Genomic DNA, 15,087 nt, shown 5'->3' with positions numbered 1-15,087 from the left:
TATGCAGTTAGTTGTATTTAACAAACAAAAGCTTAGCTCAATAATCACAGTTTGCCTGATTGTTATTGTGGTATTAGTTTGTGTGCGTTTAGGGTTTTGGCAATTACAGCGCGCAGATCAAAAGCAACAACAGCTTAATGCCATTGAAAATATTCAGCAGCAAGGAGTTATGAGCTGGGCACAGTTGCAACAGCTGCCAAAAGAGTGGAATAAAACCGGGGTATTAGTTTCTTTGAGTGGTTATTTTGATACCAATAATTATTGGCTGCTCGATAACCAAATTTATAATGGTCAGGTTGGATACGACTTACTGACATTATTAAAATTACCTGATGAGTCGCGCTTTTTATTAGTTAATTTAGGTTGGGTAAAAGCTGGCCGCTCAAGAGAAGCCCTACCAAACGTGACAATACCTAGTGGTAAATTTACGTTAACGGCACAAATTAAAGAAGATAATTTAAGTGGCTTTACCTTAGCTAATAGTAATACTCAATCAGATTTAGCTAAACGAATTCAAATCATTGATCTGCAAGCTCTCAGTAGCCAATCCCAGCGACCTTTAGTGGATTATATGGCCTATCGCCAAGGCGACGAAGATGAGATTGCAGCCCCCCATTATGAAGCTGTTGTGATGAGTCCAGAAAAGCATTATGCCTACTCAGTACAGTGGTTTCTAATTGCAATTGCCTGTGTGGTAGTTGCTATTTTTGCAAGCAAGAAGAGGATAGATAATGAAAAATAAACCCCTGTTGCTCTTTGTAGTATGTTGCGCTATCCCATTAGTGCTGGCTTACAGCGCGTTAAAACTTGATTGGCTACCTACAGCAATTACTAATCATGGCGAATTTTTAGAGCGTGAAATTAAGCTAGAGAATTGGCAGCAGCATAATCCAAAACAATGGACTATTGCTTTAAATTATTCAGCACAATGCGAAGAGTCTTGCTCAGAGCAGCTCGCCGCTTTAGATAATTTATATGTTGCCCTTGGCAAAAATCAACACAAAGTAGATATGGCGATAATGGGGAGCCCCAAAGCTGCGAAGCCGCATTGGTATATGATTGCTGAACAACAGCAGTTAAAACCCGCGAGTTTATATTTAATCGACCATATGGGACTGATTGTGCTGGAATATCCATTTAACCCTCAACCACAAGAAAACCGTTTGATACAAAAGGGATTATTAAAAGATCTAAAAAAATTACTTAATTACTCTCGTTCAAGCTAAGTAGAGGCTGCTATGTATAAAAACTATAAAAATTTGGTATTAGCAACGAGTTTATTCGCATTAGTTGTGGTAGCTCTAGGCGCATATACGCGGTTAAGTGACGCAGGACTTGGTTGCCCCGATTGGCCTGGTTGTTATGGCTTTTTAACCGTACCAAAACATGAAGCCGAGATTGCGCATGCGATTCAAAGCTACCCCGATATGATATTTGAAACAGCAAAAGCATGGAAAGAAATGATTCATCGCTATTTTGCCGGCACGCTGGGGGTATTAATTTTAGTGTTGTTTATTTTGGCTTTTGTAAAACGTCAGTATCCGACTACGCCCGTAAAATTACCGATGCTACTGCTTTTGCTTGTTATTTTTCAGGCCGCGCTAGGTATGTGGACGGTGACTATGAACCTGCAGCCGCTTATTGTGATGGGGCATTTACTCGGAGGGTTTAGTATTTTGGCGTTATTAACGTTGTTGTACTTACGGCTGACTAGCCAGCCAATTACGGGGGGGGACGCAGGTGCAAAACCTCACTTTAAACTAAGCTTGGTGGCGCTCACGGTACTTATTTTACAAATCGCCTTAGGTGGCTGGTTAGCGGCTAATTATGCCGCGCCACATTGTAATGGTTTACCGCTATGTAGCTATGCTCAGCCGTTTTCGCTCAGTAGTGTTTTTCAGCTACCGTTAGAGCACAGCAATTATGAGTTTGGCGTGTTGTCACAACAAGCGCGTATGTCTATTCATTTACTGCATCGTATGTGGGCATTGGTCACTTGTATTGTGTTGGCACTCGTTATGTGGCGAATATACAGCCATGCCTATTCACAAAAAATTAAAAGCTGCACAGTGAGTGTATTGGTAGCGTTATTTTGCCAGATAGCGTTGGGGTTAGCTGTAGTATATTTTCACTTTCCGATCAGTGTTGCGCTGGCGCATAACTTAATGGCTGCCATACTGTTATTAACTATGGTTAGGTTATGTTATTACCTAAAAGTCCGTACCTAAAGGGGAATCGTTATGGCACTTACAATTAACAAAAAAGCAATGCAGCCCGTTTATAGCCCATCGTTATTGACTAAAAGTTATCATTTAATCCAAGATTATTTAGCAATCAGTAAATTTAAAGTGGTGGCTATGTTGGTGTTAACGGCATGGGTGGGCTTGGCTCTCGCCCCTGACGTTGGTAGAGGCATTGGGGTTCAGTTCATAAGTTTATTAGGGATTGGTTTACTCTCTGCGGCAGCTGCCGTTATCAATCATGTGGTTGATAGTGAAATTGATAGTAAAATGGCACGTACACGCCACCGCCCAGTCGCCAAAGGACGCTTAAGTAAATTACACGCATTGAGTTTTGCTGCTGTTATTGGCGTGGCAGGGTTTATTATGTTGATGTTGTGGGCAAATACACTCACTGCCATACTTACCTTATTTGCACTTGTTGGTTACGCATTTATTTATACGTCGTTTTTAAAACGCGCCACGCCACAAAATATAGTGATTGGTGGTTTGGCTGGCGCCATGCCACCTTTACTTGGTTGGGTGTCTGAAACCAATCAAATGGCAGCCGCTCCTTGGTTGTTGGTTATGATTATATTCACATGGACTCCTCCGCACTTCTGGGCGTTAGCAATCGCGCGTAAAAGTGATTACGAACGGGCTAAAATCCCTATGTTACCTGTCACCCATGGAATCGACTTTTGTAAAACCTGTGTGCTCGCGTACTCGGTGCTATTAGCCATTGTGTGCGTATTACCCTATTTGATAGGTATGTCGGGGCTTATTTATTTAAGTGGGGCCTGTATCCTCAATATACTCTTTATATACAAAGCAATTAACTTAAAATTTGCCGCCAAAGAAGACACCGCAATGGATTTATTTCGTTTTTCGATTGTTCATTTAATGATACTCTTTGTTATCTTATTTATAGATAAATGGCTAGTTATATGAAGCAGTTATGGTGTGGGTTAATTGTTTTTTCGGTGCTTTTTTTATCGGCATGTGATGATAAAAAAAGTTTACAAGATCTTGATGCATTAGTGTACGAAACTGCAAAACCGTTATCTGATTTCTCGCTAAATGATCAACAGGGGGAGTTAGTAACCAAAAAGCAGTTTTTAGATCAATGGAACTTAGTGTTTTTAGGCTACACAAGCTGCCCTGACATTTGTCCAATGACGCTTGCTAAGCTCAACAATGTCTATAAAAACTTACAAGCTGACTATCCACTGCAGGTGTGGTTTATATCTGTTGATCCTAAACGAGATATTGCTCAAAAGCGTAAAGAGTACATAGATTATTTTAACCCTAAATTTTTAGCTGTATCTGGGGAGCATAAAGACTTATTTCCATTTGTACGAGAGCTGGGATTAATTTATGCAATTAGTGATAGTGATGAATCTGACTATGCGGTGGATCATAGTGCATCGGTTGCACTTGTTGATGGTAGTGGCGCCCTGAGAGCTATTTTTAAGCCCGAATTTAAACAAGGAGATGTGCCTTTGGTGAATACTACAAAATTAACAGCGGAATTTATTGAAATAGCAGATTACTACAAAAACTAGTTTTTAATGGTTTAACAATTTTCAAGGGGCTTTGTGCCCCTTTTTACGTTTTTTAACAGCTGTTTTTAATTAATTAGTTATTTTTTAGTCGTTTTTATGGCGTTTTCTTTATCTCGGTCTAAGCTTTTGTTATGGATTGAGTTGATAAGGAAAAGCTTAAAAATGCTTAAACTACCAAATGAGCTTTCAATTGTTCAGGTTGACGTTTTACATCAAGATTTATTAAGCGAGCTTAATAATAGCCGAGATATTTGTCTGGATATTAGCGATGTCATGTCTGCTGATACCGCCTCGGTTCAACTCCTTTGTGCCCTACAAAAACACCTTCTTACTATCAATCAAAAAATTGCCTGGGTTGGCAGCAGTGACGCATTAAAAAATGCCATTGAACAACTCGGTTTAAGTGAATATTTAGCTTCAGAAAGTACTAACTAGAGGTTTATATGAAAAGAATTTTAGCTGTCGATGATTCTGCATCAATGCGCCAAATGGTGAGCTTTACGTTAAAAACAGCAGGGTTTGATGTTACCGAAGCCAAAGATGGCAGCGAGGCATTAGCCATTGCCAAGCAACAAGGTTTTGATGCAGTTATTTCTGATGTAAACATGCCAATTATGGATGGGATCACACTTATTAGAGAGCTAAGAGGGCTACCAGATTACAAGTTTACACCGCTGCTTATGCTTACTACGGAGTCGGGGATGGATAAAAAAGTAGAAGGTAAAGCTGCTGGGGCAACAGGATGGATTGTAAAACCTTTTAATCCAGATCAGCTATTAGCCGTGCTAAAAAAAGTAATCCGTTAACTTAGGAGTGCACTGTGAGTATTGATTTAAGCCAGTTTTTTGAAGTGTTCTTTGAAGAGAGTTTTGAAGGCCTCGATATCATGGAGACTGAATTACTCAACTTAGTGCCAGGCGAAGAAGACTTAGAAACCATTAATACTATATTTAGAGCTGCTCATTCAATAAAAGGGGGCAGTGCTACTTTTGGATTTAACTCAATTGCAAATTTTACCCATGTATTAGAAACATTATTGGATCAAATTCGTGAAGGTGAGCGCAATATAACTAGCGAGCATATTAATTTATTACTTAAATCAGTGGATTGCTTAAGGGCTTTGTTAAGTTCGCTAAAAGTACAGGAAGAACCAGATTTAGCCCAAGCAGATACTTTACGTGAGCAGTTCGAAAAATTACTAGGTATGCCAGCTGGTGAGGAGCAAGGGGAAGAAACACATCATGAGCAGGTTATAGTTAATACTTATCAGATTGATTTTAAGCCACATTTTCATCTTTTTAAAACCGGTAATGAACCTTTGTTTATGATCAGCGAGTTAGCCGAGCTTGGTGAGTTAGAAGTACAGGCATTCACCGATGCCATACCTGATATTAAAGAATTAACCAGCGATGAGTGCTTTTTATATTGGCGGTTTTTCTTAAACACTGAGCGCGATGAGCAAGCCATTAAAGAGATTTTTGAATGGGTTGAAGATGATGCAGATATTAAAGTCGAGCTATGCGGTGGCTTATTTAATGATGCTAAAGCTGGATCAGAGGAAGTAATTAACGAACCGGCTGTTGTGGATGAAGCTCCCAAAACTGCTGAGCAACCCAAAGCAAATAAAGCAAAGGCAGCTGCCAATGCGCCCAGCGCAAAAGCCGCGCCAGAATCTACCTCTATTCGGGTTGGTATAGATAAGGTTGATTCATTGATTAATATGGTGGGTGAGTTGGTTATTACCCAAGCAATGTTAAATCAGCTTAGCGAACAGGAAATGACAGCCACTGCGGTAACCTCGCTTCAAGAGGGATTGGCGCAACTAGCGCATAATACCCGAGACTTACAAGAAAACGTGATGCGTATTCGTATGCTGCCAATTAATTTTGTATTTAGTCGTTTTCCACGTCTGGTGCGTGATATTGCTCAAAAGCTTAATAAAGAGGTGGAGTTAAAGCTGATCGGAGAGCAAACCGAGTTAGATAAAACTGTGATGGAAAAAATATCTGATCCTATGGTGCATTTAGTAAGAAACTCACTGGATCATGGTATTGAAACTGTAGAAAAGCGTATTGCGGCAGGTAAAGATCCTGTGGGCAAAGTTACATTAAATGCTTTTCATCAGGGAGGAAATATCGTCATTGAAATCATGGACGATGGTCAAGGCCTTAACACTCAAAAGATTAAAGAAAAAGCGATTACTAACGAGCTAATTGCTGGCGATAGCGAGTTAACAGATGATGAAATTAACGAACTTATATTCATGCCAGGGTTTTCTACTGCTGATGAAGTAAGTGACTTATCTGGCCGGGGTGTGGGTATGGACGTGGTTAAACGCAATATCCAATCATTAAATGGCTCGGTAGAGGTGACATCTGCTGCCGGAATTGGTTCTACCTTTACTATTCGGCTACCGCTCACCTTAGCTATTTTAGATGGGCAATTGGTAAAAGTGGCCAAGCATACTTACATTATTCCACTGATCTCAATTGTAGAGTCATTACAAATTGATATTGCAAAAGTAAGCCGTGTTGGTAAAGACCTAGATGTACTCAGGTTACGTGATGAATACATTCCTATTCTGCGCCTATACGAGATTTTTAACCATCAAGGTGCGATTGAATCATTAGATAAGACCTTATTGGTTGTGGTGGAGAACGATAACCAAAAAGTCGGGGTGCTCGTTGACGATTTACTTTCACAGCAACAGGTGGTTATAAAAAGCTTGGAGGCTAATTACCACAAAGTGGACGGAGTCTCTGGGGCAACTATTTTAGGTGATGGTCGTGTCTCGTTAATTTTAGATATTAGCGGTTTGATTAAGCTTTCAGGATTAAAAAAACCTGGCAGCCAAGCATTGAGTATTGAGCCATCAGCGACTCTGGAGGATTCATGTTCTCTGAATCAATAGCATTAAATAGCAATATTGAGCTACAGCGCAAAGAGGGCATTAAGCAGTTTCTTACCTTTATTATGGCTGAAGAAGAATACGGAGTAGATATATTAACGGTGCAAGAAATCCGTAGCTGGGAAGACATAACCGCACTGCCAAATGCCCCTGAGTACGTAAAAGGCGTTATTAATCTACGCGGCACGATAGTACCCATTATTGATTTGAGGTTACGTTTTGGTTTACCCACAATTGCCTATGGGCCGTTAACAGTAGTGATTATTGTAAAAATAGAGTTTGAACAAGAAAGTAAAGTAATGGGTATTACGGTAGATGCAGTGGCAGATGTTTATAGTATTGCAGAGCAAGATGCTAAAGCTGTGCCGAGTTTAACCCAGACCAATGAAAGTGAATATGTAGCAGGGTTAGTCAATGTAGGCGAAAAAATGGTCGCCTTAATTGATTTGCCTGCAACCATGGATATTTAGCGGTAACAGTAACTAAATAAAGTAAATAACTTAAAGGTGGTGATAAGCATGGGATGGTTTAGTAATTCAAAACAGTCTGAATCAAGCAATGATTTGATAATGAATGCATTGCATAAATCATTAGCAATAATTGAATTTGAGCCGAATGGAAGAATCATTACTGCCAATGTTAATTTCCTGCGTGTAATGGACTACTCTCTGGCTGAAATACAAGGTCAGCACCACTCTTTATTTATTAGCTCTAGCGAAGCGAAAAGTGATGAATATCGTCAGTTTTGGCAGCGATTGAACGCGGGTGAGTTTATTTCAGATGAATTTAAGCGGTTTGGAAAAAATGGTAAAGAAGTGTGGATACAAGCCACCTACAATCCTGTTTTAGACTCTCAGGGGCAAGTGATTAAAGTGGTTAAATTTGCCACAGAGATCACAATGCAAAAATTAAAGGCAGCCGAAGCAGCTGGACAAGTTGCAGCAATAAACAAATCACAAGCAGTTATCGAATTTGACTTAGATGGCACAGTGATTAATGCCAACGATAACTTTTTAACCACATTTGGCTACCAACTTAATGAAATACAAGGTAAGCACCATCGTTTATTTGTTGCACCAGAATATGCAAATAGTCCGGATTATCAAACTTTCTGGGCCAAACTGGGGCGGGGTGAGTACGACCGAGGAGAGTATTTACGTTTTGATAAACAAGGCCGTGAAATTTGGATTAGTGCTTCTTATAACCCCATTTATGACATGGATGGGCGAGTGTTAAAAGTTATTAAATACGCCACAGATATAACTGAGCAGAAAGAGCTAGAACGAACTTCTAAAAAAACTGCCGACTTAGCCAACGCCTTAAAGGTATGCCAAGCCAATGTGATGATGGCTGATAATGACTTAAACATTATTTTTGCCAACGAACAAGTTAAGCAAATGCTAAAAGCACGCGAAAGAGATTTGCAATCGGTATTACCTAACTTTGCTGTAAGTGATTTAATCGGCACATGTGTTGATGATTTTCATCAACATCCGGCGCATCAGCGCGAGCTATTAAAAAAATTAGATGCGCCCCATAAAGCGACACTTAAATTAGCTGGTCTTATTTTTGATTTAATTGCTTCGCCATGGTTTAACGAAGAAGGAGAACGCTTGGGAACAATTGTTGAGTGGCAAGATATTACTGATGAAGTATTTAAGGCCGATGCAGAGCGTGCCAGAGCACAGGAGAACTTACGTGTTCGCCGAGCGTTAGACACTGTAGCAACAAACACTATGATTGCAGATGCATCGAATGTGATTGTTTATATGAATGACGCGGTGAAAAATATGATGAGCAATGCTCAAAATGATATACGCATTGATTTACCTAACTTTGATAGCAAAAATCTACTGAATCAAAATATTGATATATTTCATAAAAATCCAGCCCATCAGCAAAATATGTTGGCTAAGTTAACGGATACCTACAGCACTGAAATTAAAGTGGGCGGCAGAACCTTTGGCTTAGTTGCTAACCCAATTATTACGCCAGACGATGAGCGAATTGGAACTGTAGTTGAATGGGAAGACAGAACAGCAGAAGTAGCTATAGAAAAAGAGGTTGCTCAGCTGGTCAGTGCCGCAAGTAAAGGGGAGCTAAATAGCCGTTTGGTTGAGCAAGGAAAAGATGGCTTTTTCCTACGTTTAGCTCAGGGTCTTAATAGTTTAGTTAAAGTGGTTGACGATGCGGTAACTGATACTGGCAATATGCTCGATGCCATGGCTACTGGTGATTTATCTAAACGGATTGAAAAGGAATACCAAGGCTCGTTTGAAAAACTGAAAACAGATGCAAATGCAACAGCAGATAAACTAACCGAGGTTATTAATCGAATTAACTCATCAGCCACTTTGGTGGCTAGTGGAGCTGAAGAAATTTCACAAGGTAATGCTGATTTAAGCCAGCGTACAGAAGAGCAGGCATCATCATTAGAAGAAACAGCTTCTAGTATGGAAGAGATGACCAGTACGGTACGTCAAAATGCCGATAATGCCAAGGTAGCTAATGACTTAGCTGAAGAAACCTGTGATAAAGCAATTCAAGGTGGTGAGGTTGTTAATAAGGCCGTAACCAGTATGTCGGCTATTAACGAATCGAGTAAAAAAATTGCTGACATTATTGGTGTTATAGACGAAATAGCATTCCAAACAAACCTATTAGCGCTCAATGCAGCTGTAGAAGCTGCAAGAGCAGGTGAGCAAGGCCGAGGTTTTGCGGTTGTTGCAGGTGAAGTGCGTAACTTAGCTCAGCGCTCAGCTGGTGCAGCTAAAGAAATTAAAGAGTTAATTAGAGATAGTGTTGGTAAAGTTGCTGATGGTAGCGCTCTTGTAAATGAATCAGGTGTGACGTTACAAGAGATTGTGGTATCGGTGAAACGTGTGACACAAATGATAGCTGATATAACTCAGGCCTCTGAAGAGCAAAGCGCAGGAATTGAGCAAGTAAATAAAGCTGTATCGCAAATGGATGAAATGACCCAGCAAAATGCGGCATTAGTTGAAGAGGCATCGGCTGCAGGTGAGTCTATGGCAGAGCAGGCTAATGAAATGCGCCGTTTACTGCACTTCTTTTCTCTAGGGCAGCAAGATATGGCGGTGGTATCGCCCACTATTCGCACCCCTGAAATAACGCATAAGCAACAAAATAGCTTCGTTAATAATAAGAGCAAAGGTGAAAACTTTGTAGACTCAGCTGAAGAGTGGGAGGAGTTTTAACCCTGTTTTAGATGGTTCACACACAGAAGTAGTGTGAATCTATCTTTATATTTATTTGAGAGTACATAATGAAAGAGTTTTTATTAACGGATAGCGATTTTAAGGAAGTGGCTCATTTAGTGTATAACGCCTGTGGTATTGTGCTTGGGGAGCATAAGCGCGAAATGGTTTACTCACGATTAGCAAGGCGAATTCGTGAGCGTAAATTAACAAACTTCTCTAGTTACCTTGATTACTTAAAAAATCATAAGGAGCAGGAGTTTGATGCATTTATTAACGCCATTACTACCAATTTAACCTCTTTTTTTCGTGAAATTCATCACTTTGAGTTTATAAAAGAGCAGTTTATTCCTGCGATGCTAAAAGCAAATAAGCATAATAAACGCGTTCGTATTTGGTCTGCAGGTTGCTCTACCGGCGAAGAGCCCTACAGTTTAGCTATGACCTTACAAGGGGCTTTTCCAAGTGATTGGGATGTGAAAATTTTAGCAACTGATCTTGATTCTAATGTACTAGCTAAAGCCCAGAGCGGTATTTATACTGCGGCAAATGTGAATGGACTGGATGATGCATTGCTCAAGCGCTGGTTTTTAACCAGCAAAGACGGGCAAAGTTATAAGGTGAAACCTAAGCTACAGCAATGTATTTCATTTAAGCGTTTAAACTTACTCCAAGATTGGCCGATGAAAGGCCCATTTGATTTGATCTTGTGTAGAAATGTAGTGATTTACTTTGATAAAGAGACAAAGGATCAGCTTTTTAACCGTTATGCCGATATTTTAAATAACCAAGGTTATTTATTTTTAGGGCATTCAGAAACCATGGGAAAAGAGCATGTCTTATTTAAAAACTTAGGGAAAACCATGTATCAGAAAGTAGCTCATGCAAACACAATTTAAGCCGGTATTAGCGGGATTTGAGCATATTAAACGCTATTGGGATGCCACGCGAGAGCGTGTGGTCGCTAAGGTATTGCCAGGTGAATTTTATGTTTCTAAAAACGATGAGCTGATCACCACAGTGCTCGGGTCGTGCATTGCTGCTTGTGTTTACGACGATAAGCTAGGTATTGGCGGGATTAATCACTTTATGCTACCTATTCAAAAAGGTGAGCGAATTGACCAAGCGCATAGTTTAAGTTGTCGTTATGGTAACTGGGCTATGGAATATTTAATTAATGAAGTGCTTAAAAATGGCGCTTCCCGGGCAAACTTAAAAGTAAAACTGTTTGGGGGAGGCAAAATAATTAGCGCAATGACAGATATTGGTATTGGCAATATCAGTTTTGCCAATGCATATATAGCAGAAGAAGCGCTAAACTTAGTGGCGCATGATATGGGCGGACCCTGGCCGCGTAAAATATTTTTTAATCCTCATAATGGAAAAGTACAGGTTAAAAAGCTAAGAAACTTACACAATAACACTATTGAAAAACGTGAAGTGCGTTACTTGCATAATCTTGAACAGCAAACGAAAGCCACGGATATAGAACTGTTTTAAGGATGGCTATGATTAGAGTATTAATAATTGATGATTCGGCACTGATCAGGCAATTACTGACAGAGATACTGCATCAGGCAAAAGATATTGTGGTAGTGGGCTGTGCACAAGACCCATACGAAGCCAGAGAGATGATCAAAAAGCATAATCCGGATGTACTAACACTAGATGTTGAAATGCCAAGAATGGACGGCATTAGCTTTTTAAAAAACTTAATGCGCTTACGCCCTATGCCCGTAGTAATGATTTCCACTCTTACTCAAAAAGGCTCACCTATAACTCTAGAAGCGCTTGAACTGGGGGCGGTTGATTTTATTGCAAAACCTACGGTCAACGTTAAACAACAAATGAGTCAATATGCTGATATTGTTCAGCAAAAAGTCAGGGTGGCGGCTAGTGCACGGGTTCGAGGCTACAAAAAAACTAGTACTGTAGCAGAGCCTATACCCACCAATGCCGAATTTTTAATAAATAAAGTGATTGCAATCGGTGCATCAACAGGGGGAACCGAGGCGATAAAAGAAGTGCTTATACGTATGCCCAAAAATTGCCCTCCTATTGTAATAACGCAGCATATCCCTCCCGTATTTAGCACCTCATTTGCAGAGCGGATGCAGCGTACTTGTACTATTAACGTAAAGGAAGCTCAGCAAGGCGATAAACTGGTAGCAGGTTGCGCTTATATAGCTCCGGGTGGACTTCATTTACGAATTAGTAAACAAGGTAGTGCTTTATATTGTCAGCTTGATGATGGAGAGACGGTTAATAGGCATAAACCCGCGGTGGATGTTTTATTTAACTCATTACTTGAAATAGGTGCAAAGCATATTGTTGCCACACTATTAACCGGTATGGGAAGTGATGGTGCAAAAGGATTGCTCGCATTAAAGCAACAAGGTGCATACACACTTGCGCAAGATGAGTATTCGTCTGTGGTATGGGGTATGCCCAAAGCTGCTATTGATATGGGGGCAGCAAATGAAGTCGTACCGCTGGAGAAAATGACCCAGCGGTTATTAAATCAAGTAATAAAAAGTAAAACTTAGTTGATCACCCAAGGCTGTGAAAACCAATAATAACTGCCGGTTTGTTTTATTGATGGAGCCGTGCAGTTAAAGCGAGAGCGGCCTTTATTAAGCTGTTTTGGCGATGTTACCTCAACTGTATTATCGTCTAACCAATTTAAATTAGCTTGACCAACGCTTGACACATAACAGGCAAATTGACTCTTATGAAAGTCATTTGTCTCAAGTTTTATTGTGAGTGACGGTGGATTTTGTGAAGTGACACTATCTTCATAGGTTAGCTTATTAATGGTAAAGGCAGTTGAATTTATCTTGGTAATTAACGTCTCTAGCTTGCTATAAAAACCTGAAGCTGGGAAGCGCGGTAAGCGGCTAAAGTCAGAGTGTTGATTAACGGCTCCTGAGTGTTGGCCAATACCAATAAAACCTAATTCAGTGACGAGTGCTTGCAGTTGGTTGTTAAACTCTCCGTATGGGTAGGCAAGATATTTATAATCGTGACCTATTTCCTCTTTAATACGCTGTTGTGAACTAAGAATGTCTTTTTTAGTGCGTTCGCGCCATTGGCTAGGCGTTTCATTCTCGCGCTTTTTATGTAGGTAGTTATGTTCAGCACTATGATTAGCAATGAGTGCTCCTTTTTTGGCAAGCTCCCTGAGCTTATCCCACCCCATAACATAACCCGCTTGTGCATCAATGAGTTTTGGGTTTACGAAAATAGTGTACGGGTAACCAAACTTCTCAAGAATAGGAGCTGCTTGATCGTAATTATTGTTGTAACCATCATCAAAGGTAATCGCGATTGTTTTGTTCTCTAAAGCCTTACCTTCTTGTAATGCACTAATCAGTTCATTTAATGGAATAACGTTAAAGTTATGCTCTTTTAAATAATTTAAGTGTTTTGTAAAAGTGTTGGCACTCACGCTGGTGACAGCGGGAAGGGTTTCACTGACGTGATGATACTGTAGAATAACAGCTGCTTGCGCGCGTAAAGAACCACAAATCAGGAATAATAATACTAAATGAAACAATTTCTTATACATAATAAAGCACACCATAAAAGCTTGTTGTTGTTAGCCGGTCCGATGATATTATCAAATATTACCGTCCCGTTGTTAGGAATTGTTGATACGGCAGTGATCGGTCATTTGGGGAGTGCGCATTATTTAGCGGGAATAGCCTTAGGCTCTACTGTGATCTCCATTCTATTTTGGCTTGCTGGTTTTTTGAGAATGAGTACCACTGGGCTGGTGGCTCAGGCTTATGGTAAAAATGATTTAACTCAGCTTGCAGCCTTACTTAAACGCAGTTTATTGTTAGCCACTTCGGTTGCCTTACTCCTTATTTTACTGTCACCCCTTATAAAACATGCTATTGCGTATTTATCAGCTGCCAATAGCGATGTGCTCAATGAAGCCTATCGGTATTTTAGTATTCGTATTTATAGCGCCCCTGCAGCGCTATGCAACTTAGTTTTACTAGGCTGGATGTTGGGCGTGCACTATGGGCGAGGGCCATTTTATTTACTGTTAGTCACTAACATTACTAATATTGTGCTCGATATTTATTTTGTAGTGTACCTTGATTGGGCGGTTGCTGGGGCTGCGTGGGCATCACTTATTGCTGACTATATCGCTCTTGTATTTGCTTTATTGTTGGTGGTTCAACTTGCTAAAAAGCATGGTATAAGTTTGGCTGTAGCAAATTGGTTAAGTGTGGAGAAAATGGCAGCATTACTGAGCTTAAACCGCGATATTTTTATTCGCTCTTTAGTACTGCAATTATGTTTTAGCTTTATGACCTTTTATGCAGCCCGCTTAGGTGAAACCACATTGGCCGCTAATGCCGTTCTACTCAACTTTTTAATGTTAGTTAGCTTTGCACTTGATGGAATTGCTTATGCAAGTGAGGCCAAAGTGGGTCAAGCTAAAGGTCAGCAAAGTGTTGAAAAGATAAGGCTATGGGTAAAAATCAGTGTATTTTGGGGCATGTTATTTGGCATTTTGTATAGTGTGTTTTTTATAGTATTTGGCAGCAGCATTATTAAGCTATTAACTAATGTACCAGAGGTTATTGACGAGGCCATTCACTACTTACCTTGGGTAATAGTATTGCCTATTTTAGCTATGAGCTGTTTTTTGTTCGATGGTATTTTTGTTGGCCTGACCCGCGCTAAAGCGATGCGAAATAGTATGTTGCTTTCAGCAGTTGTAGGCTTTTTTGGGGTGTTTTGGCTATTTCAGGATTGGCAAAATAATGGGTTATGGTTAGCTATGAGTTGTTTTATGCTTATGCGAGGCGTTACGCTTATCGTTAAATATCAACAATTAAAAGCTAACAATCAATTACTTAAATAAGTGAGTTGATATGAACCGTTACTTCCAAAGGTCGGGGTCGTTATTTTTGGAAGGGATATTTTTTAATACTTGAGAAAAGCGGTTAGCAAAAATACCCGCATAGCCCCAAAAAGCAAAAAATAAAGCGGGGGCTAAAATAACCAAGCCGATAACTTGCAAACTGTAATGGCTGTAATAGCCCACAGCGATAAATATCACGGCTAGCACAAATAGTGCTAGCCCGCGAAAAAAGCGCTTTAAACTCAACTTAGGGTCGCTCCCTAAGCGGTAAATAAGTGGCTTTAGCATAATAAAT

16 protein-coding genes are annotated in these 15,087 nt (G+C 40.1%); 14 read left to right on the top strand and 2 right to left on the bottom strand.

All coding sequences use genetic code 11. The features are described 5' to 3' along the window. Window position 1: 1 nt before the first annotated feature. The 13 genes from DK924_RS17425 (at window position 2) to DK924_RS17365 (ending at window position 12,456) form a co-directional block, all read left to right on the top strand. Complete coding sequence (locus DK924_RS17425; protein WP_109875776.1) at window positions 2-742, top strand: SURF1 family protein; 741 nt, start codon at window positions 2-4, stop codon at window positions 740-742. Continuing rightward, a complete protein-coding gene (locus DK924_RS17420; RefSeq protein WP_109875775.1) occupies window positions 732-1,226 on the top strand; it encodes a transmembrane cytochrome oxidase associated protein in 495 nt (164 codons plus the stop codon). The genes DK924_RS17425 and DK924_RS17420 overlap by 11 nt, the downstream gene beginning before the upstream one ends. Window positions 1,227-1,238: 12 nt before the next feature. Next, entirely contained in the window at window positions 1,239-2,228 is a 990-nt protein-coding gene (locus DK924_RS17415) for a heme A synthase (protein WP_054202824.1), read from the top strand. Between the two features lie 12 nt (window positions 2,229-2,240). Further along, window positions 2,241-3,170 carry a heme o synthase gene (gene cyoE / locus DK924_RS17410; protein ID WP_010392393.1) on the top strand — a complete coding sequence of 310 codons (930 nt, stop codon included), beginning with the start codon at window positions 2,241-2,243 and terminating at the stop codon, window positions 3,168-3,170. Further along, the gene (locus tag DK924_RS17405) at window positions 3,167-3,784 is read left to right on the top strand and encodes an SCO family protein (RefSeq protein ID WP_008114152.1); all 618 of its coding nucleotides are present in this window, start codon (window positions 3,167-3,169) and stop codon (window positions 3,782-3,784) included. The genes cyoE and DK924_RS17405 overlap by 4 nt, the downstream gene beginning before the upstream one ends. A 162-nt stretch (window positions 3,785-3,946) precedes the next feature. After that, the gene (locus tag DK924_RS17400) at window positions 3,947-4,219 is read left to right on the top strand and encodes a lipid asymmetry maintenance protein MlaB (protein ID WP_008465590.1); all 273 of its coding nucleotides are present in this window, start codon (window positions 3,947-3,949) and stop codon (window positions 4,217-4,219) included. A gap of 8 nt (window positions 4,220-4,227) precedes the next feature. Next, the gene (locus tag DK924_RS17395; protein ID WP_008115349.1) at window positions 4,228-4,590 is read left to right on the top strand and encodes a response regulator; all 363 of its coding nucleotides are present in this window, start codon (window positions 4,228-4,230) and stop codon (window positions 4,588-4,590) included. 14 nt (window positions 4,591-4,604) lie between these two features. After that, the gene (locus tag DK924_RS17390) at window positions 4,605-6,695 is read left to right on the top strand and encodes a chemotaxis protein CheA (RefSeq protein ID WP_109875774.1); all 2,091 of its coding nucleotides are present in this window, start codon (window positions 4,605-4,607) and stop codon (window positions 6,693-6,695) included. Then, on the top strand, window positions 6,677-7,162 hold the full coding sequence (locus DK924_RS17385) for a chemotaxis protein CheW (RefSeq protein ID WP_008465584.1): 486 nt from the start codon (window positions 6,677-6,679) through the stop codon (window positions 7,160-7,162). The genes DK924_RS17390 and DK924_RS17385 overlap by 19 nt, the downstream gene beginning before the upstream one ends. 48 nt (window positions 7,163-7,210) lie before the next feature. Further along, complete coding sequence (locus tag DK924_RS17380) at window positions 7,211-9,910, top strand: methyl-accepting chemotaxis protein (protein WP_109875773.1); 2,700 nt, start codon at window positions 7,211-7,213, stop codon at window positions 9,908-9,910. A 68-nt stretch (window positions 9,911-9,978) separates the two neighbouring features. After that, on the top strand, window positions 9,979-10,809 hold the full coding sequence (locus tag DK924_RS17375; RefSeq protein WP_109875772.1) for a protein-glutamate O-methyltransferase CheR: 831 nt from the start codon (window positions 9,979-9,981) through the stop codon (window positions 10,807-10,809). Further along, window positions 10,793-11,410 (top strand): chemoreceptor glutamine deamidase CheD, encoded by a 618-nt coding sequence (gene cheD / locus DK924_RS17370; protein ID WP_008112899.1) that lies wholly within the window; start codon window positions 10,793-10,795, stop codon window positions 11,408-11,410. The genes DK924_RS17375 and cheD overlap by 17 nt, the downstream gene beginning before the upstream one ends. An 8-nt stretch (window positions 11,411-11,418) precedes the next feature. Continuing rightward, a complete protein-coding gene (locus DK924_RS17365; protein ID WP_109875771.1) occupies window positions 11,419-12,456 on the top strand; it encodes a chemotaxis response regulator protein-glutamate methylesterase in 1,038 nt (345 codons plus the stop codon). Here DK924_RS17365 and DK924_RS17360 read toward each other — a convergent pair. Beyond that, window positions 12,453-13,478 carry a polysaccharide deacetylase family protein gene (locus DK924_RS17360; protein ID WP_109875770.1) on the bottom strand — a complete coding sequence of 342 codons (1,026 nt, stop codon included), beginning with the start codon at window positions 13,476-13,478 and terminating at the stop codon, window positions 12,453-12,455. The two genes, DK924_RS17365 and DK924_RS17360, sit on opposite strands and share 4 nt — an antisense overlap. Between DK924_RS17360 and DK924_RS17355 the strand changes: the two genes are divergently transcribed. Further along, entirely contained in the window at window positions 13,458-14,792 is a 1,335-nt protein-coding gene (locus DK924_RS17355; RefSeq protein WP_258306481.1) for an MATE family efflux transporter, read from the top strand. The two genes, DK924_RS17360 and DK924_RS17355, sit on opposite strands and share 21 nt — an antisense overlap. Window positions 14,793-14,810: 18 nt before the next feature. On the opposite strand, the gene DK924_RS17350 is transcribed toward DK924_RS17355, so the two are convergent. Next, window positions 14,811-15,080: a hypothetical protein gene (locus DK924_RS17350; protein WP_008465571.1), complete on the bottom strand. Its 270-nt coding sequence runs from the start codon at window positions 15,078-15,080 to the stop codon at window positions 14,811-14,813. Window positions 15,081-15,087: the final 7 nt, after the last annotated feature.

The sequence above is a fragment of the Pseudoalteromonas sp. meg-B1 genome (assembly GCF_003173795.1).
Taxonomy (GTDB): Bacteria; Pseudomonadota; Gammaproteobacteria; order Enterobacterales; family Alteromonadaceae; genus Pseudoalteromonas; species Pseudoalteromonas undina.
The sequence above is the reverse complement of the archived record's forward strand: the minus strand, read 5'-3'. Positions and strand labels throughout refer to the sequence as shown.